This is a genomic window from Mycobacterium triplex, assembly GCF_000689255.1.
In the GTDB taxonomy this organism is placed as follows: domain Bacteria; phylum Actinomycetota; class Actinomycetes; order Mycobacteriales; family Mycobacteriaceae; genus Mycobacterium; species Mycobacterium triplex.
In genome coordinates this window covers 2,865,652-2,888,215 of sequence record NZ_HG964446.1, presented here as the reverse complement: position 1 = coordinate 2,888,215, position 22,564 = coordinate 2,865,652, and the positions used below count along the sequence as shown (strand labels likewise).

At 67.0% G+C, this 22,564-nt stretch carries 5 protein-coding genes; 2 read left to right on the top strand and 3 right to left on the bottom strand.

Going from position 1 to position 22,564, the window contains the following annotated elements; genetic code table 11:
• Positions 1-38: 38 nt before the first annotated feature.
• From BN973_RS13470 to BN973_RS13460, 3 genes are read right to left on the bottom strand one after another with little or no spacing between them, the layout of a single operon-like run.
• Positions 39-7,700, bottom strand: coding sequence for a non-ribosomal peptide synthetase (locus BN973_RS13470; protein ID WP_036468746.1), 7,662 nt, complete (start codon positions 7,698-7,700; stop codon positions 39-41).
• A complete protein-coding gene (locus BN973_RS13465) occupies positions 7,700-17,971 on the bottom strand; it encodes a non-ribosomal peptide synthetase (protein ID WP_036468744.1) in 10,272 nt (3,423 codons plus the stop codon). Before BN973_RS13465 ends, BN973_RS13470 begins: the two co-directional genes overlap by 1 nt.
• A gap of 44 nt (positions 17,972-18,015) precedes the next feature.
• Entirely contained in the window at positions 18,016-18,246 is a 231-nt protein-coding gene (locus BN973_RS13460) for an MbtH family protein (protein WP_025735785.1), read from the bottom strand.
• A gap of 1,007 nt (positions 18,247-19,253) precedes the next feature.
• Here BN973_RS13460 and BN973_RS13455 point away from each other — a divergent pair.
• Together BN973_RS13455 and BN973_RS13450 are read left to right on the top strand one after the other, a co-directional pair.
• Positions 19,254-19,673 (top strand): MmpS family transport accessory protein, encoded by a 420-nt coding sequence (locus BN973_RS13455; RefSeq protein ID WP_036472377.1) that lies wholly within the window; start codon positions 19,254-19,256, stop codon positions 19,671-19,673.
• On the top strand, positions 19,670-22,564 hold the full coding sequence (locus BN973_RS13450; protein WP_036468743.1) for an MMPL/RND family transporter: 2,895 nt from the start codon (positions 19,670-19,672) through the stop codon (positions 22,562-22,564). Before BN973_RS13455 ends, BN973_RS13450 begins: the two co-directional genes overlap by 4 nt.

Below are 22,564 nucleotides of genomic sequence, written 5' to 3'. Positions count from 1 at the left end.
ACTTGTAATCGTAGTCAGCGCCACCCCGCGACAGTTGGCTAGAGCAGACCCACCAGTTGCAGGTCGGTGACGTACTTGATGATCACCGGTGCCGAGATGTGCGGGATGTCGTTGTCCGCGCCGATTTTCGCTTCCTGCACCGCGGCACGGAACCGGTCGGTCGGAGCGAACGACCCGCGGGTCGGCTCGAGCGGCTGGATCTGCTCGGGGTTGTGCAGCATCAACTGCAGCATCTGCAGCACCGAGTGCTGGCGTTGCCGGTCCGGCAGGGCCCGCAGCCGGGTCTCGAACTGGCGCACCCACTCGGCGAAGTCGTCGATGCGCTGGATCGGATAGCCGGCCTCGATCAGCCAGTCGACGTAGGTGTCGATTCCGATGCCGTCGTCGTGCGGGTTCATCACGTGATACGTCTCGAACCCGTCGACCACCTGGGCCCCGAGGGTGGCAATCGACTCGGCGACGAATTCGACGGGCAGCCCGTCGAAGTGCGCCCGCTGCCGGTTGCCGTTCTCGTCGCGCTGGTAGAACGAACCGGGCGCGACGCCGGTGGCGACCACGCTCAGGATCATCCGGGTGACCACGTCCGTCATGTTGAACTGGCCCGCGTAGCTGACGTCGGACAGGATCATGTCGCTGCGGAACACCGAAACCGGAAGCCCGAACGCGTCATTGGCTTCCCGCAGCAGCACCTCGCCGGCCCACTTGCTGTTGCCGTAGCCGTTGGCGTAGCTGCCGTCCAGGACGCGGGTCGGACTGATGACCCGGATGTCGGCATCCTCGGTGAACAACGCCGGCTCGATCTGACGCCCCAGGTCCGAGGTCGACACGTATGCGTAGGGCTTCATCCGCGACGTCAGCGCGAACTTGATCAGCTCGGCGGTGCCAACTACGTTGGGCCCGAACAACTCTCGGTACGGCAGCACTCCGTTGACCACGGCGGCCGAGTCGACGATCAGATCGACGGTGTCGGCCAGTCGTTGATAGGTCTGCTCGTCGAGGCCCAGGTTGGCTTCGCCCTTGTCGCCGGCGACGACCTCGAGGTGATCGGCGGCCAGCTGGTGGAAGTGGTCCACCAGCCGCGGGTCGCCGGTGTCGAAGGTCTTCTCCAGGCGGCGCCACGCCTCCTGATCCGAGCCGGCGCGCACCAGGCAGACCAGCTTGCCGTCCACTCGCTTCAGTTGCTTGAGCCACTCCAGGGCCAGGTAACGCCCGAGGAAGCCGGTCGCGCCGGTCAGCAGCACGGTGCGCGCTTCGGCGCTCGGCCCCGGCAGTGTCGGAGCGGTGAGCAGCGTCGTCTCGTCGATGAACTTGTCCAGCGTCAGGTCGCCGGCACGCAGCCCCTCGGTGTCGCGGCCGTGCACGGCAACGTAACTCGGGCCGTGGGCATCGGTCTCGTCGGCGTCGGGGTCGCGGTCCAACCGCTCGCTGATGGTGCGCACCGACGGCGCCTCGAACAGCGTGCGCACCGACAGGGTGGCATCGAACGCCGTGTTGATGGCGGCGACCACGCGCATCGCCGACAGCGAATCACCGCCCAGGTCGAAGAAGGAGTTCTCCACACCGACCCGCTCTATGCCCAGCACCTGGCCGTAGATCCCGGCCACGATCTCCTCGGTCGGCGTCGCGGGCGGGGTGTAGCGCACGGCGCTCTGGTATTCGGGTGCGGGCAGCGCGCGTTTGTCGAGCTTGCCGTTGACGGTCCGCGGCAAGGTGTCGAGCACCACGATCGCCGTCGGAACCATGTAGGCCGGCAGTCGCTCGCCCAGCCGGCCGCGCATCTGGGCCGTGTCGACGTCGCCGGTGACGGTGACGTACCCGACCAGTCGCTTGTCACCGGGACGGTCCTCGCGAGCGATCACCGCGGCGGCCTGCACCCCATCGAGGGCGGCCAGCGCCGCCTGCACCTCGCCGAGCTCGATGCGGTAGCCCCGGATCTTGACCTGCTCGTCGGCGCGCCCCAGGTACTGCAGCTCCCCATCGGCGCCCCAGCGCACCAGGTCGCCGGTGCGATACATCCGGTCGCCCGGCCCACCGAACGGGCAGGCCACGAACCGCGACGAGGTCAGTCCGGCCCGGCGCAGATAGCCGACCGCCACACCGCGACCGGCGATGTACAACTCGCCGACCACACCCTCGGGCGCCGGCCGTAACCACTTGTCCAGCACAAACAATGCCGCACCCGGCACCGGCGAACCGATCGGTGCTCCCCCGCCTGGCGTCAGCGGCTTGCTGATCGCCGCGTAGATGGTGGCTTCGGTCGGGCCGTAGGCGTTGATCATCACCCGGCCCGGTGCCCACCGGTCCACCACTTCGTTGGGGCATGCCTCCCCCGCCATCACCAGGGTCGCGGACTCCAACCCTTCGGGGGGCATCATCGCCAGCGCCGACGGCGTTTGACCCACCACGGTCACCTGCTCGGCGACCAGCAAATCGCGCAGCTCGTGGGCCGACGCCGCCGCCGATTCGGGGACCACCACCAGCCGCGCGCCGTGCAGCAGGGCGCTGAAGATCTCCCACACCGAGACGTCGAAGCTGTAGGAGTGCCACTGCGACCACACCTGGTCCGGGCCGGTCGGCGCGCCGGGGTCGGGCGCTTCCAGCAGTGACGTCGCGTTCCCGTGGGTGATCGCCACGCCCTTGGGCACACCGGTCGTCCCCGAGGTGTAGATCGTGTAGGCCAGATCCTCGGGCGCCGCCACCGGGAAGGTGATGTCCGACGGGATCGACAGGTCCGGATCGTGGACGTCGATCACCGGCAGGTCGGCCCCGTCGAATCGGGACCGCATGGTCGCGTCGGTCATGGCCGCGACCGGCGTGGCGTCGCCGAGCATGAACTCCAGTCGCGCGTCGGGCATTGCGGGGTCGATCGGCAGGTAGGCCGCGCCGGACTTGAGCACCGCCACCATCGCGATGATCGCCTCGGCCGACCGGTTGAACAGCAGCGCCACACATTCGCCCGGGCGTGCGCCGTCGTTGACCAGCACCCGCGCCAGCCGCTCGGCCGCCTCGTCGAGCTCGCGGTAGGTCCAGGACCGCTCGCCGTCCACCAGCGCTACCCCGTCCGGGGTGCGTGCCACCTGCGCGGCGAACATCGCCGGGATCGTCGTGCCCGCCGCGGGCTGCGTCAGCACGGCGCGGTTGCCCCACCCGTCCAGGCGGGCATGCTCACCGGCATCCAGCACGTCCATGGACGACAACCGCTGGGCCGGGTCGGCGGTCATGGCGACCAGCACCCGCTGGAACCGCTCCACCAACGTTTCGATGCTGGCTGGGTCGAACACGTCGGTGTCGTACTCGACGCGGATGCCCAATTCGTGGCCCGGCAACGCCATCACCGAAAGCGGGTAATGGTTGTATTCACGGTTGGTGACGTCGGTGATGGCCAGCTCGTGCACGCCCACCGGCACGTTGGTGTCGATCGGGTAGTTCTCGTACAGGAACAGCGTGTCGAACAACTGGTCGTGGCCGGTGGCGCGGTGAATGTCGGACAGGCCCAGGTGCTCGTGCTCGAGCCTGTTGTTGTGCGCGGTCTGCAGCTGGTCGAGCAGCTCGGCGACCGTGGTGGACACGGTGGTGTTCGCCCGCACCGCAACGGTGTTGATCAGCAGGCCGACAATCGATTCCGAGCCCAGCACTTCGGGGGGCCGTCCCGACACCGCGGTGCCGAACGCGACGTCGCGCTGGCCGGTCAGCCACATCAGCAGCTGCGCCCACCCGGCCTGCAGCACCGTGTTGACGGTGGTGTGGCAGGAGCGGGCCAGCGTGCTCAGCGCCCGGGTGGTCTCGGCGGACACCCGGTAGGAGTCGACGCGTCGACGTCCCAGCCCCATCCGCGTCGCGGGCCCGACCAGGGTCGGGTTGTCGAAACCTTCGAACATCTCGCGCCACGCCGCCTGGGCGGCGGGGCGGTCCTGTTCGGCGAGCCAGGTGAGAATACTGCGGTATGACGCGGGCGCGGGCAGCCGCTCGCCGTAGTAGCCGGCGAAGATTTCGCGCAGCAGGATCGGCAGCGACCACCCGTCCATCACGATGTGGTGGTTGGTGAGCACGAACCGGTGCTTGTTCTCGGCGGTCCGGATCAACGCGGCGCGGAACGCCGGGCGGCCGAGCAGGTCGCTGACCGCGTCGCGCTCGTCCGCGCACAGCTGCTCGATCTGCTCGTCGTGGCCGGCTTCGTCGCTGTCGAGCTGGATGTACCGCCAGGCCATGACGGGCTCGGCGGGAATGACCTGCACCGGCTCGTCGAACTGTGCGCTGAAGCGGGCCGCCAGGTTGGGATGCCGGTTGACCACCGTCTGCACCGCCTCGCGGAGACGCTGCGGGTCGATCGAGCCGGCGATGGTGATGCCCAGCTGCACCGCGTAGACGTCGTCGCCGTTGTCGCCGCCCTGGGCGACGCTGGCGTGAAACAGCAGACCCTGCTGCACGGGGGTCAGCGGCAGCACGTCGGCGAGATGGTACTGCTGCTCGAGTTGGTCGAGCTGCTGCTGGGTCAACCGGGCGGGCAGCAGATCGGACGGCGTCAGGCCACCGCCGCCGTTGCGCACGTGCGCGCAGATGCCGGTCAGGGCCTCGAACCACAGCCGGCTCAGCCGGCTGATCTGCTCGCCGTCCAGCGCCGAGGGCGCCCAGGTCCAGCTGGCGTGCAGGTGCGGGCCTGCCTCGGTGTCCATGGTGCCGGCGTTGAGGTCGACGGTGTGCATCAGTGGCAGCGGCACCGCGGTGGCCGCGCCGGCGACCGACAAGCCTTCTTCGGATATCCGCCACAGATCGCCGGAGAGCTCCGCCGCCGTGCCGGCGCCGAGCCGGCCCAGGTAGTTGAACCCGATCGCCGGGTCACCGCCGTGCAGGTCGACCTCGTTGTTCGCGTAGCGCAGCAGTCCGTAGGTCAGCGGGTCGGGCAGGCCGCGCAGCTGCTCCTTGGCGTCCTTGATCAGCGGCCCCAGCGCGGTGTCGCCCGCGACCACCTTGGCCCAGTCCAGACCGCCGACGGCCAGCGAGACCGGGTACTTGGTGGTGAACCAGCCGACGGTGCGCGACAGGTCGACGCCCGGCGCCAATTCCTCGTGACGGCCGTGGCCCTCGACGCCGATGCCGATCGGCGCGCCGGTGCCCAGGAACTCCGCCCAGGCCAACCCGAACGCGATCAACAGAATGTCTTGCACCCCAGCGTGAAACGCCGCCGGCACCTCACCCAACAGCAGCCGGGTCGTCTCGACGTCGAGCTCGGCCGACATCTGCTCGGCGCTGACGTAGGTGTCCACCTCGGGGCGCACCGCCGGCAGGGCGGCCGGGACCGAAGTCACTCGCCGCCACGCCTCGGCCTGCTCGGTCACCGCGGGACGCTGCGCGTACTCCTGCAGCAGCGACGACCAGCGGGCAAACGACGTCCCGCCGGGCGGCAGCGCAAGAGGCTGCCCGCTGTGGTGCTGGGCCCACGCAATGTTCAAGTCTTCCAACAGGATTCGCCACGACACACCATCGACGGCCAGGTGATGGATGATCAACACCAGCTGCGAGGTGGACCCGACCCACAACGCGCTCAGCATCACACCGGCGGCCGGGTTGAGCCGGGAGCGCGCCTCGACGAGCGCCTCGTCGGTCAACACGTCGACCGACTGCAGCAGTTCCGCGGCGGCCAGGGTCCCGACTTCGGGTATCTGAAGCGACCATTCGCCCGCGTCGTCGTCCTCGACCCGCAACCGCAGGGTGGGATGCCGATCGATCAACGCCTGCAGCACCGGCGCCACGTCGGCCTCGGTCACTGCCGACGGAGCCTGCACCACCATCGTCTGGTTGAACTGCTCGACGGGGCCGACGACGCCCTGCAGCCAGCGGATGATCGGGGTGGCGACCACATCGCCGATGCCCTCGTCGACGACGCCGTCGGCGCCGTCGGTCATCGTGACCACCCGGGCCAGCCGAGCCACCGTCTGCTCGACGAAAATGTCACGGGGACGGCACATTACGCCGGCGGCCCGGGCGCGCGCCGACACCTGCATCGACAGGATGCTGTCGCCGCCCAGGTCGAAGAAGGAGTCGTCGACGCCGACCCGCTCGACGCCGAGCACCTGCGCGTAGATTCCGGCCAGGATCTCCTCGACCGCGTCGGTCGGCGCGCGATATTCGTTACCGCCGGCGTATTCGGGTGCCGGCAGGGCGCGTTTGTCGAGCTTGCCGCTGACGTTCAGCGGCAGGGCGTCGAGCACGACGATCGCCGACGGCACCATGTAGGCCGGCAGCCGCTCCGCGAGCGTGGTGCGCATCAGCGCGGTGTCCACCTCAGCGGTGACGGTGACGTACCCGACCAGTCGCTTGTCGCCCGGGCGATCCTCGCGAGCGATCACCGCCGCGGCCTGCACCCCGTCGAGGCCGGCCAAAGCCGCCTGCACCTCACCCAATTCGATGCGATAACCACGGATCTTGACCTGCTCGTCGGCCCGGCCCAGGTACTGCAGCTGTCCGTCGGGGCCCCAGCGCACCAGGTCCCCGGTGCGATACATCCGGTCGCCCGGCTCGCCGAACGGGCACGCCACGAACCGCGACGCGGTCAGCGGGGACCGCCGCAGATACCCACTGGCCACACCGCGACCCGCGATGTACAGCTCGCCGGTCACACCCTCGAGCGCGGGCCGCAGAAACTTGTCCAACACGAACAACGCCGCGCCCGGCACGGGCACACCGATCGGCGCCGGCGCACCCGGCGTCAACGGCGTACTCATCGCCGCATAGATCGTGCCCTCGGTCGGACCGTAGGCGTTGATCAGCACCCGTCCCGGCGCCCACCGATCCACCACCTCGGACGGCAGCGCCTCGCCCGCCACGAACACCGCGGTCGACTCCAGCCCTTCCGACGACAGCATCGCTGCCGCAGAAGGGGTTTGGCACAGCACATTGACCTTTTCGGCGAGCAGCAGGGCGTGCAGATCCTCGGGTGAACTGGCCACCGTTTCGGGGACGATCACCAGCCGACCGCCATGCAGCAGGGCGCCGAAGATCTCCCACACCGAGACGTCGAAGCTATACGAATGCCATTGCGACCAAGTCTGTCCCGGGCCGGCCGGCACGGCCGAGTGCAGCTTCTCCAGTAGCGACGTCGCGTTCTGGTGCGTGATCGCGACACCCTTGGGCACCCCGGTGGTTCCCGAGGTGTAAATCATGTAGGCCAGGTCTTCCGGTGCCGGCGCGGACAATTCGACGCCGGGGTCGTCGCCCGGGTCGTCGAAGTCGACGACGAATAGGTCGGCCCCGTCGAACCGCGACCGCAGCGCCGCGGTGCTGATCGCCGCGACCGGGGTAGCGTCGCCGAGCATGAATTCCACCCGCGCGTCCGGCAGCGCGGGGTCGATCGGCAGGTAGGCCGCTCCGGCCTTGAGCACCGCCATCATCGACACGATCGCCTCGGTTGACCGCGAAAACAGCAGCGCCACAGTATGTCCCGGGCCCGCACCGTGAGCGGTCAGCACCCGTGCCAATCGTTCCGCGGTCTCGTCGACCTCGCGATAGGTCCACGACCGGTCCCCGCACACCAGCGCCACGGCCTCCGGGGCGTTCGCGACCTGCGCCGCAAACAGCTCGGCAATCGTCACTGCCTTCACCGGCCGGGTCAACACCGCACGGTTGCCCCAGTCGTCCAACCGCGCGGTCTCACCCTCGTCCAGAAGGTCAATCGATAACAGCCGCCGTTTTCCGTCGGCCATTACTCGTCCCCCGCATCGTCAGTCATGGCTACCAGTACCCGCCGCAACCGCTCGACCAGCGTTTCGATACTGGCCTTGTCGAAGACATCGGTGTCGTACTCCACGCGAAGGCCCAGTTCGTGACCCGGCACGGCTTGCACCGAAAGCGGGTAGTGGTTGTATTCGCGGTTCGTGAACTTGGTGACCGTCAGGTCCTGAACGCCCGAGAGCGCAGCCGTGTCGATCGGGTAGTTCTCGTAGACGAACATCGTGTCGAAAAGCTGGTCGTGCCCGGTGATTCGGTGAATTTCGTTCAACCCCAAATACTGGTGTTCGAGTGTGTCGGTGTAGGAGCTTTGCAGTTGGTCGAGCAAGTCGCCGATGGTTTCGGCCGAGTTGAGGTTGGCCCGGATCGGCACCGTGTTGATCATCAGGCCCACAATGGATTCCGCGCCGTGCAGGTCCGTCGGCCGTCCGGAAACCGCGGTGCCGAAGGCGACGTCGGCCTGACCGGTCATCCGCATCAGCAGCTGCGCCCAGGCGGCCTGCAGCACGGTGCTGACCGTGGTGCGGCAGGACCGGGCCAGCTCGCTCAGCGCGCTCGTGGTCTCGGCGGACACCTGGAACTCTTCGACACCGCGCGCCCCAAGCCCCATCCGTTGCGGCGGGCCGACCAGGGTCGGGGTGTCAAAGCCGTCGAAGACCTCGCGCCACGCCGCCCGGGCAGCGCTGCGATCCTGACCGGCCAGCCAGGTGACAAACCTGCGGTATGACACCGGCGCAGGAAGCCTGGCACCGTAGTAGCCGGCGAAAATCTCTTGCAGCAGAAGCGGTTTCGACCAACCGTCCAGCACGATGTGGTGATTGGTCAGCACGAAGCGGTACTGGTTGTCCGCGGTGCGCAGCAAGGCCGCCCGGAAGGCCGGCAAGGCGGCGAGATCGCAGACGGCGGCACGTTCGGCCGCCGACACCTGCTCGACCTGGTCGTCGACATCGCCGCCAGCCAATTCGAGGTACTGCCAAGTCAACTCGGGTTCGGCCGGCAGAATCTGCAGCGGCTCGTCGTAGTCACCGCTGAAGCGTGCCACCAGGTGCGGGTGCCGGGTGACGACGGTGTGCACCGCATCGCGCAGCCGGTCCGGGTCGACGGCACCGGTGATGCTGATGTCGAGCTGCACCGCGTACAGGTCGTCGCCGCTGACGCCGAGGTCCTCGGCGGTGCTGGCGTGGAAGAACAGGCCCTGCTGCAGCGGGGTCAGCGGCAACACGTCGGCGATCTGACCGGTCTGCTGCAGTTCGTCGATCTGCTGCTGGCTCATCCGCGCCGGCGCAATATCGGACGGTGTCAAACCGCCGCCACCGTTGCGCACGTGCGCGCAGATACCCGACAGCGCGTCAAACCACAACTGGCTCAACCGATCAATCTGCGCCTGATCCAGCGCGGAGGACGCCCAGGTCCAGTTGGCCTGCAGTTGCGGGCCACCCTCGGTGTCCATGGTGCCGGCGTTGAGCTCGACGGTGTGGGCCAGCGGCATCGCGACGGCCGTGGCCGCCGCGGCGGCCGGCAGGTCGTCCTGCGAGAGCTGCCACAGGTCACCGGAGAGGTCCGTCGCGCCCGCGCCCAGCCGGCCCAGGTAGTTGAAACCGATTGCGGGGTCGGACCCGTCGAGGTCGACGTCGGGGTTCAGGTACCGCAGCAGTCCGTAGGTCAGCGGGTCGGGCAGGCCGCGCAGTTGCTCCTTGGCGTCCTTGATCACCGGCCCCAGCGCGGTGTCGCCGGCGACCACCTGCGTCCAGCCCAGCTCACCGACGGCAAGCGACACCGGGTACTTGGTGGTAAACCAGCCGACCGTGCGCGACAGGTCCACGTCGGCGGCCAATTCCTCGTGACGCCCGTGGCCCTCGACGTCGATGCCGATCGGCGCGCCCTTGCTGCCCAGGAACTCCGCCCAGGCCAACCCGAACGCGATCAACAGAATGTCTTGCACCCCGGCGCGAAACGCCGCCGGCACCTCACCCAACAGCTGCCGCGTCGTCTCGATGTCCAGCCCGACCGACAGCTGTCCGGCCGTGGCGAAGGTGTCGGTTCCGGGCTGCGCGGCCGGCAGCGCGGCGGGCACGGCGGCCACCTGCCGCCACGCCTCGGCCTGGGCGACGACCTCGGGAACCCGCGCGTGCTGGTCCAGCAGCGACGACCACCGGGCGAACGACGTGCCCGGCGCCGGCAGCTCCACCTCTTGCCCGCTGTGGCGCTGGGCCCATGCAATGTTCAAGTCTTCCAACAAGATTCGCCACGACACACCATCGACGGCCAGGTGGTGAACGATCAGCACCAGCTGCGAGGTGGACCCGACCCACAGCGCGCTCAACATCACGCCGGCGGCCGGGCTCAGCCGGGAGCGCGCCTCGACGAGCGCCTCGTCGGACAGCGCGTCGACCGACCGCAGCAGCGCAGCGGCGTCCACCGAGCCGACCTCGGGCACCCACAACGACCAGCCGCCGGCGCCGTCGTCGTCCACCCGCAGCCGCAACATCGCGTGCCGATCCACCAGCGCCTGCAGCACCGCGATCGCGTCGGCCTCGGTCACCTCGTCGGGAGCCTGCACCACCATCGTCTGGTTGAACTGCTCGACCGGGCCGTCGGTTTCCTGCAGCCAGCGGATGATCGGGGTGGCGATGACCTCACCCAGACCCTCGTCGGCCGCGCCATCGCCCTCGCCGCCCATCCTGGCCACCCGGGCCAGCCGCGCGACGGTCTGCTCGACGAAAACGTCACGGGGACGGCACATTACGCCGGCCGCCCGGGCCCGCGCCACCACCTGCATCGACAGAATGCTGTCGCCGCCCAGGTCGAAGAAGGAGTCGTCGACACCGACCCGCTCCACACCCAGCACCTGGGCGTAGACCCCGGCCAGGATTTCCTCGATCGCGTCGGTCGGGGCGCGGTAGCTGTCGGCGTCGGAGTACTCCGGGGCGGGCAGCGCGCGAGTGTCGAGCTTGCCGTTGACCGTCAACGGCAGCGCGTCCAACACCACCACCGCGACGGGCACCATGTACGACGGCAGCCGCTCGGCCAGCTGGCTGCGGATCTCGGTCGGGTCCGCGGTTCCGGTGACGTAGCCGACCAGGCGCTTGTCGCCGGGGCGGTCCTCGCGGGCGATCACCGCGGCCTGCGAGACGCCGTCCACACCGGCCAGCGCGGCCTGGATCTCACCGAGTTCGATGCGGTAGCCGCGGATCTTGACCTGCTTGTCGGCGCGTCCCATGTACCGCAGCTGCCCGTCGGCGCCCCAGGACACCAGGTCACCGGTGCGATACATCCGCGATCCGGGTCCGCCGAACGGGCAGGCGACGAACCGCGTCGTCGTCAGGTCCGGGCGGCCGACGTATCCGCTCGCCACCCCGGCGCCGGCCACGTACAGCTCGCCGACCACCCCGGGTGCGACGGGCCGCAGCCAGCCGTCCAGCACGAAGAACGCGAGGTGCGCCAACGGCACCCCGATGGGGCTGTTGTTGCTGTCGATGTCGGCGTCGACGATCTCGCGGAACGAGGCGTGCACGGTCGTCTCGGTGATGCCGTACATGTTGATCATCCGAGGCAGTCCCGGGTGGTTGTGCAACCACGTCTGAAGACGTTGCGGCTCAAGCGCTTCGCCACCGAATACCACGGTTTGCAGTTTGAGCTGCTGTCCCAGCTCGGGCTGCAGCGCGTCGGCGGCTTGCAGCGCGTAGAACGCCGAAGGCGTCTGGCTCAGCACGCTGACCTGTTCGCTGACCAGCAAGGCATGCAGGTCTTCCGGCGAGCGGACCACGGCGTCGGGCACCACGACCACCCGGCCGCCGTGCAGCAGCGCTCCCCAGATCTCCCACACCGAGTAGTCGAATGCCAGCGAATGGCATTGTGTCCAAACCTGACCCATCTCCATCTCGGCGTCCAGCGACTCCAGCAGCTGGGTCACATTGCGGTGCGTGACCGCCACGCCCTTGGGCTTACCCGTGGTGCCCGAGGTGTAGATGATGTAGGCAACGTGATCGGCCGCCGGTGTCGGCAATGCGGTGTTCGGTGCGGCGCCGATCGCCGGGTCCTCGACATCGATGATCGGCAGGTCGGCGCTGTCCAGCCGTGGCCGCAGGTCCGCGGTGGTCAGGGCGGCGATGGGCGCGGAGTCCGACAGCATGAACTCCATCCGCGCCGTCGGGTGTGCGGGATCCATCGGCAGATACGCCGCACCCGTCTTCAGCACCGCCAGCAGCGAGACGATCGCTTCGGCAGATCGGTTGAGCAGCACCGCCACTCGCTCGCCGGGTCCGGCGCCACGGTCGGATAGCAAGTGCGCCAACCGGTTTGCGGCCTCGTCGAGTTCGCGGTAGGTCCACGACCCGTCTCCGCTGTTGACCGCCACGGCCTCCGGGGCGCGCGCGACCTGAGCGGCGAACAGTTCCGGAATCGACACCGGGGCGCTGGCGGGCAGCGTCAGCACCTCGCGGTTGCCCCATTCCTCGAGCCGGGCATGCTCATCGGCGTCGAGCAGGTCGATCGACGACAGCCGCCGGGTGGGATCGGTGGTCATCGTGACCAACACCCGCCGCAACCGCTCGATCAGCGAGTCGATGGTGGCGACATCGAAGACGTGGCTGTCGAATTCGACGCGCAGGCTCAGTTCATGGCCCGGCGTCACGACCACCGACAGCGGGTAGTGGTTGAATTCGCGACTGCTGAAATCGGTGATGGCCAACTCGTGCACGCCCAACAGCGCGCCGGCGTCGACCGGGTAGTTCTCGTAGAGGAACAGCGTGTCGAACAGCTGGTCGTGACCGGTCACCCGGTGGATGTCCCGCAGCGCCAGGTGGTCGTACTCGAGGGTGTCGTTGTGGTACCGCTGCAACTGGGCCATCAGGTCGGCGATCGTGGTGGTGGCCGTGGCGCTGGCCCGCACCGGCACGGTGTTGATCAGCAGACCCACCAGCGCGTCCGCGCCGGGCAGTTCGCTCGGCCGCCCGGAAACCGCGGTGCCGAAGACGACATCGTGGTGGCCGGTCAGCCACATCAGCACCTGCGCCCAGGCCGCCTGCAGCACGTTGCTGACGGTGGTGTGGTTCGCGCGCGCCAGCTCGGTGAGGGCCTGGGTGACATCGGCTTGCACCCGATACGATTCCACGCCGCGCTCGGCGGCCTGCCCGGGCGGGCTCACCAGCGTCGGTGTGTCGAAGCCGGCCAGCACTTCGCCCCAGGCGGCTTGTGCGGCGTCGCGGTCCTGCTCGGCCAGCCAGGTGACAAAGCTGCGATACGACGGGGGCGCGGCCAACCGCTGCCCGTAGTAGAGCGTGAAGATCTCCTGCAGCAGGATCGGCAGCGACCAGCCATCGATCACGATGTGGTGGATGGTCATCACAAACCGGTGCTGGTTGTCCCCGGTGCGGATCAGGGCCACCCGGAAAGCCGGCTCCTCGGCGATGTCGCACACCGCGGCGCGTTCGTCGGCGCACAGCTGTTGGACCCGCTGATCGACTTCGGTTTCGGCGCCGACCATTTCAACGTACTGCCACGCCATGACGGGCTCGGCCGGGATGATCTGGATCGGCTCGTCGAACTGTTGGCAGAATTGCGCCGCCAGGTTGGGGTGGCGGTTGACCACGGTCTGCACCGCCTCGCGCAGCCGCTTCTGGTTGAGCGGGCCGGTCACCGTGACGCCCAACTGCACCGCGTACAGATCGTCGCCGGAGCCCTCCGCGAGCGCGCTGTGGAACAACAGCCCCTGCTGCACCGGGGTCAGCGGAAGCACGTCGGCAACCCGCAGCTGCCGGGACAGCTCGTCGATTTGCTGCTGGCTCAGCCGCGCCGGGGCCACATCGGACGGCGTCAGGCCGCCGCCACCGCCGCGCACGTGCGCGCAAATGCCGGCCAGCGCCTCGAACCACAGCTGGCTGAGCCGGTTGATCTGGGTCTCGTCGAGTGCTGAAGGCGCCCAGGTCCAGTTGGCGTGCAGATGCGGGCCGGCTTCGCTGTCGACGGTACCGGCGTTGAGTTCGACGGTGTGCGCCAACGGCATTGGGATCGAGGCGGCCGCACCGGCCAGCGCGAGGCTGTCCTGGCTGACTCGCCACAGGTCCTCGGAGAGCTCGGCCGCCGAGGCACCCATGCGGCCCAAGTAGTTGAAGCCGATCGCCGGGTCGGCTCCGCCCAGGTCGACCTCGTCGTTCAGATAACGCAGCAGACCGTAGGTCAGTCCGTCGGGCAGGGCGCGCAGCTGTTCCTTGACTTCCTTGATCACCGCGCCGAGTGCCGGGTCGCCGGCGGTCACCCGCGACCAGTCCAGGCCAGCCACGGTCAGCGACACCGGGTACTTGGAGGTGAACCAGCCGACCGTGCGCGACAGGTCCACGTAGGGAGTGAGCTCTTCGTTGCGCCCGTGCCCCTCGACGTCGACGGCGAGCGCCTGGCCCGGGGAGCCGAGGAATTCGGCCCAGGCCAATCCGAACGCGATCAGCAGAATGTCTTGCACCCCAGCGTGAAACGCGGCGGGGACTTCGCCCAGGAGCTGACGGGTGGTGTCGACGTCCAGGTCCACCGACAGCCGTCCGGCGTTGGCGTGCGTATCGACCGCCGGCTGCACCGCCGGCAACGCGGCCGGGGTCGAGGCCACCTGCCGCCAGGCGTCCGCGTGCGCCACGACGGCCGCGTCGCGGGCGTGCTCTGCCAGCAGTGCGGACCAGCGGGCAAACGACGTCCCCGGCGCCGGCAACTGGACCTCTTGCCCGCTGTGATGTTGAGCCCACGCGATGTTCAAGTCTTCCAACAGGATTCGCCACGACACGCCGTCGACGGCCAGGTGGTGGATGATCAGCGCCAGTTGGTTGGTGGAGGTCACCCACAGCGCGCTGAGCATCGCCCCGGTGGCCGGGTTCAGCCGCGAGCGCGCCTCGGCGAGCGCCTCGTCGGTCAGCACGTCGACCGTGTGCACCAGACCGGCGCCTTCCAGCGACTCGACCTCGGGCACCCACAACGACCAGCCGCCGGCGCCGTCGTCGTCGGCCCGCATCCGCAGGGTGGCATGCCTGTCCACCAGCGCCTGGAGCACCACCGCCACGTCGGGTTCGGTCACTCCGGCCGGGGCTTGCACCACCATCGCCTGGTTGAACTGCTCGACCGGGCCGTCGACGTCTTGCAGCCAGCGGATGATCGGGGTGGACACCACCTCGCCGAGACCCTCGTCGGCCACCCCGATCTCGCCGGTGGCCACGCTGGCGACCTGGGCCAGCCGCGCCACGGACTGTTCGACGAAGATGTCGCGCGGACGCAGCAGCACTCCGGCCGCCCGGGCCCGCGCCACGACCTGCATCGACAGGATGCTGTCGCCGCCCAGGTCGAAGAACGAGTCGTCGATTCCGACCCGCTCGAGGCCGAGGATTTCGGAGTAGATGCCGGCCAGCACCTCTTCGACGGCCGTCGTCGGGGCACGGTAGGCGCCGCCGACGTTGTGGTATTCGGGCGCCGGCAGGGCGCGGGTGTCCAGCTTGCCGTTGGGCGTCAGCGGCAGCGCCGGCAAGACGACGACCGCGGCGGGCACCATGTAGGCGGGCAGCCGCTCGGCCAGCCTGGCCCGGGCCGCGGCGGGGTCGACACTGCCGGTGACATAGCCGACCAGGCGCTTGTCGCCGGGCCGGTCCTCGCGGGCGATGACCGCGGCCTGCTTGACGTCGTCCAGCGCGGCCAGGGCGGCCTGGACCTCGCCCAGCTCGATGCGGTAGCCGCGGATCTTGACCTGCTCGTCTGCGCGGCCGAGGTAGAGCAGCTGCCCGTCGTCTCCCCAGGAGACCAGGTCCCCGGTGCGGTACATCCGCTCCCCCGGCTGCCCGAACGGGCATGCCACGAACCGCGACGCGGTCAAACCGGCGCGGCGCACGTAGCCGCACGCCACACCGGCGCCGGCCACATACAACTCGCCGACCACGCCGGGCGGCACCGGCTTCAACCACCGGTCCAGCACGAACAGCGCGGCGCCCGGGACGGGCGAACCGATCGGCACCACCCCGGATCCCGGCACCAGCGGCGCGCTGATCGCCACACACACCGTGGTCTCGGTGGGGCCGTAGCCGTTGACCATCACTCGGCCGGGCGCCCACTGATCCATGACCTCCGGCGGGCAGGCCTCGCCGGCAACCACCAACGCCGCGGTCTCCAAACCCTCGGGCGAGAGCATCCCCACCGCCGAAGGCGTCTGGGTGAGCACGCTGACGTGTTCGCCGACGAGCAAGGCGTGGAAGTCTTCCGGCGAACGGGTCACCGACTCCGGAACCACCACCAGCCGACGGCCCCCCAGCAGGGCGGCCCAGATCTCCCACACCGAGAAGTCGAAGGCCAACGAGTGGCACTGCGACCACACGCCGGTGCGGGGCAGGCCGGCATCGAAGCAGGCGAACAGCTGCGTGACGTTGTGATGGGTAACCGCAACACCTTTGGGGGTGCCGGTGGTGCCGGACGTGTAGATGACGTGGGCGATGTTGTCCGGGTCCGGCATCGGCAGGGCCGCGCTGGGCTGGGCCGCGATGCGGGGATCGGCGACGTCGATGACGACCAGATCCTGTCCGTCCAGCCGCGACCGCAGGTCTGTGGTGGTCACCGCCGCCGTCGGCGCGGCGTCGGCGAGCATGAACTCGGTGCGCGCGGGCGGGAGTGCCGGATCGATCGGCAGGTATGCCGCACCGGTCTTCAAAACGGCCAAGATCGCGATGATCGCGTCGGCGGACCGGGAAAACTGAAGTGCCACCACGTTTCCCGGGCCGACACCCTCGCTGACCAGCAGGTGCGCCAACCGGTTGGCGGCCTCGTCGAGTTCCCGGTAGGTCGTGGATCGTCCCTCGAAGGTGACCGCGACCGCCTCGGGGGTGCGCTCGACGTGTTTGGCGAACGTCGCCGGAATCGACACCTTCGCCGGAGCGAGCTCGGTCAGGACGGCCCGGTTGCCGATCTCGTCGAGGCGGGTCATGTCGTCGGCGTCGAGCGCCGCGATCGACGACAGCGTCGCCGTCGGGTCCTCGACCATCGCCAACAGCACCTGCTGCAACTTCGCCGCCAGGTCGGCGACGTCGAAATTCGCGAACGGTTGCCCGGGACCGGCCGTGCTCAGGAACAGTTGATCGCCGGCCCCCAGGAAGAATAACCCGAAGTGACCCACCGGGCCGTGGTTGGTGTACCCCGCGTGTGCCGGTGCACCAGCGAGGTTCAGGGTCAGGCGGGACGGGATGAAATTGACGCCAACCCGGTTTGCGCCCTGCCGGGCGCCGCCCTCGCCTTCCAGGGCATGCACCGGAAAACGCTGATGTTGCAACAGTTCCCGAATACGCGTGTCGACATGGGCGACGAAATCGCCAACCGTCGAATCCGGAGCCGTCGTCAACACCAGCGGGACAACCCCGGCCAGCATCGCGGGCAATGTCTTCGACTCCGGGGTCACTCGGCGGCTGACCGGGAAGTCCAGCGTCACCTCGGACGCATTTCCGGACCAGCCACGCACCAACAGCGCACACGCGGCCGTAATGGCCGAATACCGCCGGACCCGCAACTGTTTCGTCAGCTGTTGCATGCGGCCCACCACCGCCGGATCCAGCTGCACCGAGGCCGACGTCAGATAGGGGTCGCGCTCCGTGGTGAGTTGCGGCAGCCGGTAATGAAATCCCGATTCGGTGGGCAGGTGTTCCTGCCAATAGGCCTGGTCATCGGAGTAGTCGGCGGACGCCTCGTAACCGGACTCGCAGTCGATCAGGTCCTGCAACGAACCGAAGTACGCGTCCGGCACGGGCTCGCCGGCGACCAGTGCGGTGTAGACGGTGGCGACCCGGCGGCTCACCAACGCCATGCCCATGCCGTCTACCGCGATGTGGTGGCAGCAAGCGAATAAATAGAATTCATCATCTTGCGTCTGGAATAGCGTAAAAATGAAAAGCGGACCCGAGAACGGCATTGGCGTGCGCTGAATTGAGGACGCCATTTCGCGGACTTTTCGCACGGGGTCGTCCGCGCCCCGGAAATCATAGAATCCCAGCTCTGTATCCGGATAATCGACGGCCTTCTGTAAAACGTGACCGTCGGCTTCGAAGAACGCAACCCGGCCCGACTCGGACTCCGCAACGACTTGCCTGATCGCCTGCTGCAGCAAATCATGATGGACGGCGCCCTCGATCAACACCAAAAGGCCAAGCTGCCACTCGGTACCCGCGAAACCGGTTTCCTGCGAGAGCCAAATATCGAGCTGTCCACGCGTCAGCGGGTGCGCCCGCTCACCACGTTCCATGTGAGTCCCCCAAAGCTCCACCCGAGTCCCCATACCCAGGCGGTTTACTTATCAAAACTCCGACCCGCTGCCAGCCGCTCGCGCAGACTCTTCGGCCGGATATCGGGCCAGTTCTGCTCGATGTACTCGAGACACGCCGCACGGTCCGCCTCGCCATATACCACCCGCCATCCAGCGGGGACATCGGCGAACGTCGGCCACAGGCTGTGTTGCTCCTCGTCATTGACCAACACGAAAAAACTGCCATTATCGTCGTCGAACGGATTCGTGCTCACAGTTCTCCAGGCGTTCTCTCGATATAGGTGGGGTCGTTCCAAACCATACTGGAGGCCTACAGGCTCGGTCGGAGGTTTCGACAAAGTTCCTGATGTGATCTGCTAAGCACTCGTGACACCTCTTGGCAATTCGGCGCGGGGCGCAACGCTCGGACGTTGGCACCCCGGAGTGCAGTGACCTGCAGCGACGGTACGGGCTGTCTGCCGCCCGCCAAGAGTACGGTACCGGCGGCCAGAATACGACCGAGTTACGCTCTCGTTGCCCGTTAGTTGCCGCGCCGAAATACCGTCCCACGCCCCCGGGCGTGGACCCGCAGATCAGACCGGAAACGACCGTCGGACGTCCCCAGCAAATGCCGGGACGGCACGGTAGCTGGCGGAGCTGCGGGCCGGTGTGACCGCGCGAGGGAACCGTTCCCCTTTGGCTGCTCCGCCGATCACCGGACTGGTTGATCCGGCGCAGACAAATCGCACGCTCAGCGGCCTCGGCTGACCCAGTTCGGTAGATGACGCTTCCGCGCAAGACCGCGCGATAATGTAATATGTATCACCATTGCTCGGGACAATGACGCATACAACACCTGCTTCGGGGGCGGATTTCACTCATTGCTACCGTGCTCTTACGCACACGGTACGAGTTACGATCCCATATCGGGTTTCCAAAGATCTGATGTCGGGGCCAATGGCATGGTTTACTCATCAAGATCTGGTTGCACTCGCCGAACGCCGCTCGTCTGAGCCGACCGCCGCAGGTCTGGCGTGATGCGATCGAGATTTGGGTACTGTCCGAGCGGTTGAGATAGCGAGTCTGTGAACGGGTTGAAGGGGGTGCGGTGGTCGAACACGATGTTCGAGCCCGGTCCGACGTCGCCACCGAAGGCAGCCAGGGCGTGAGCGAGCCCGCTGGCCGCCTGCGGCGGTTCGGTCGCCAGTCAGCACCCGGATCCCAAGAGCCCGACGGAGCTCGAAAGCGCCGGCGCAACCCCGGAGCCGGGGTGATCAAGCTGCTGGGACGGCTGTGGATTCCACTGCTCATCGTGGCGGTGCTCACCGCCGGGGGATTCACCGTCTCGCGGCTGCATGGGATATTCGGCTCCGAGAAGCGCCAGTCCTATGCCGACACCAGGGTCAAAGACAGCAAACCGTTCAACCCCAAGCATTTGAAGTACGAGGTCTTCGGTGCGCCGGGGACCGTGGCCGACATCAGCTATTTCGACGTCAACGCCGACCCGCAGCACATCAACGGCGTCACCCTGCCGTGGTCGATGGATCTGTCGACCACCCTGCCGTCAATCGTGGGAAACGTGGTGGCACAAGGTGATACCGATACCATCGGCTGCCGCATCATCGTCGACGGCACCGTCAAGTCCGAGAAGGTATCCCACGAGGTGAACGCCTTCACGTACTGCGTGCTGACGGCTGCATGAGCGACGAAAACATGGGCACGGAGCGGCCCGCGCATTCCTTCATAGCGCGGACGATCCACCGGTTTTCGATACTCATCATCCTGGCGTGGCTGGGTCTGGCGGTCTTTTTCACCGTCGGCGTCCCGCCACTGGAGGTTGTCGAGCAACAGCATTCGGTATCGCTGAATCCCGTCGACGCACCGTCCTTCAAGGCGATGGCGCGCCTCGGCCAGGATTTCAAGGAATCCAACTCCGGCGCCCTGGCGATGATTGTCCTAGAGGCGAACCGGGCCCTCGGCCAAGAGGATCACAAGTACTACGACGAATTGGTCCGCCGGCTCGAGGCCGATTCCAAACACGTTCAGCATGTCCAGAACTTCTGGGGAGACCCGGTCACGGCGGCCGCGGCGCAGAGCATCGACGGCAAGGCCGCCTATGTGCAACTGAACCTCGGCGGTAGCCAGGGCGCGACCGCGGGCGACGCATCGGTGGCGGCCGTGCGAGGCATCGTGGCGGGATTGCCCGCGCCGCCCGGGCTCAAGGTCTACGTCACCGGCCCGGCCGCAACCGTGGCGGACATGAACCAAGCAGGCCAAGAGACGGTCACTACCGTCACGCTGGCGAGCCTTTCCGTGATCTTCATCATGTTGCTGCTCGTCTATCGTTCGATCTTCACCGTCATTCTTTTGTTGCTGATGGTCGGGCTGCAATTGACGGTCTCCCGCGGAATGGTGGCATTTCTCGCCTATAACGGAGTTATTGGTCTCACCACCTTCGCAGTCAACCTGCTCGTGGCCGCGGTCATCGCCACCGGGACTGACTACGGAATTTTCTTCGTCGGGCGCTACCAGGAGGCCCGGCAGGCGGGCGAAGACAAAGAAACCGCTTTCTATACCACCTTCAGCAGTGTCGCCAAGGTTGTGTTGGCCTCCGGACTGACAATCGCCGGCGCCGTTCTTTGCCTGAGCTTCACTCGCCTCCCCTATTTCCAGCCACTCGGCCTGCCCAACGCCGTGGGTATCGCCGTTGCGGTCTTGGTCGCTCTCACACTCACGCCGGCGTTGATTGCCGTCGGAAGCCGGTTCGGCCTGTTCGAGCCGAAGCGGAAGCTCCAGGTGCGCGGTTGGCGGCGAATAGGCACGGCGATCGTTCGCTGGCCCGCGCCCATTTTCATAGCCACATTGGCCGTTGCCCTGGTCGGGCTACTGACGCTCCCGGGATACAACCCGAGTTACGACGACCAGAAGTTCATTCCCGAAGATATTCCCGCCAGCGTCGGAAATGCGGCCGCGGCCCGACATTTTCCCGAGTCGCGAATGATGATGCCGGAAATCCTTTTGGTCGAAGCCGATCACGACTTGCGGAACCCGACCGACATGTTGGTATTGAACCAATTGGCCAAGGGCATCCTCGCGGTGCCGGGCGTGTCGACGGTTCAGAGCGTGACTCGGCCGGAGGGAACTCCGCTCGCGCACACCAGCATTCCCTACATCATGAGCATGTCGCAGTCGTCTCAGCTGACAAATATGGCGTTCCAAAAAGACCGCATGAACGACATGATGAAGCAGGCCGAAGAACTGACCAAGATGATCGCGCTGATGCAGCACATGCTAGGCCTGATGAAAGAGCTCACGGCCACCACCCATGACATGGTCGGCCAGACGCATGAAATTCAAAAAGCCGTTGCGGAGTTGCGAAACAGGGTTTCGGATTTCGAGGATTTCTTTAGACCGTTCCGCAGCTATTTCTACTGGGAAAAGCATTGTTATGATATTCCCGTTTGCTACGCAATCAGGTCGGTATTCGACGCAGTCGATGGCGTCGACGAGGTCAATGACAAATTCACCGAGTTGGTGGCGGACCTCGATAAGCTAGATCTGCTCTTACCGCAGATCCTCGTACAAATCCCACAAATGATCGAGACCATGCAGAGCATGCGAACCATGATGCTGACAATGCACAGCACCATGGAAGGAACCATCGGCCAGATGGAGGTCAACGGCGGCCAAAACCCGAATGCCATGGGCCAAGCATTCGACACCTCCAAGAACGACGATAGTTTCTACATCCCGCCGAGCATTATTGACGGCTCGGACACTTTCAAGCGGGTCATGAAGATCTTCCTGTCGCCGGATGGAAAGAACGCCCGCATGCTGATTTCGCAAAAGGGCGACCCGGCCACGCCCGAGGGCCTTTCGCGAGTCGAACCGATCAGGACGGCGGCAGAGGAGGCGCTCAAGGGCACGCCCCTAGAAGACGCGAAGATTTATCTGACCGGAACCGCCGCGGTAGTCAAGGACTTGGTCGACGGTGCCAAATACGACCTCTTGATCGCCGGAGTCGCCGCCCTCTGCCTCATTTTCATCATCATGCTGATCATGACGCGGAGTTTCCTTGCCGCGCTGGTCATCGTGGGTACGGTTTTGCTCTCACTGGGCGCTTCCTTCGGAATGTCCATCCTCGTTTGGCAGTATTTGCTGGGGCTGCAAATCCACTGGACCGTGCTATCCATGTCGGTGATCGTGCTGTTGGCGGTGGGTTCTGACTACAACCTGCTGCTGGTTTCCCGGATGAAAGAGGAATTGGCCGCCGGCATCCACACCGGCATCATCCGGGCCATGGCAGGGACCGGCAAGGTCGTCACCAACGCGGGCCTGGTGTTCGCATTCACGATGGCTTCCATGGCGGTCAGCGACCTGCGCAGCATCGCCCAGCTGGGCACCACGATCGGGATGGGCCTGCTCTTCGACACCTTGGTGGTGCGCGCCTTCATGACACCGTCCGTCGCGGCGCTGCTCGGGCGATGGTTCTGGTGGCCGCAACAAGTGCGCACTCGCCCCGCAAGCCAAATGCTGCGCCCATTGGGATCGCGTCCGTTGGTGCGCTCCCTGTTGCTGAAGGAAACGCGGTGA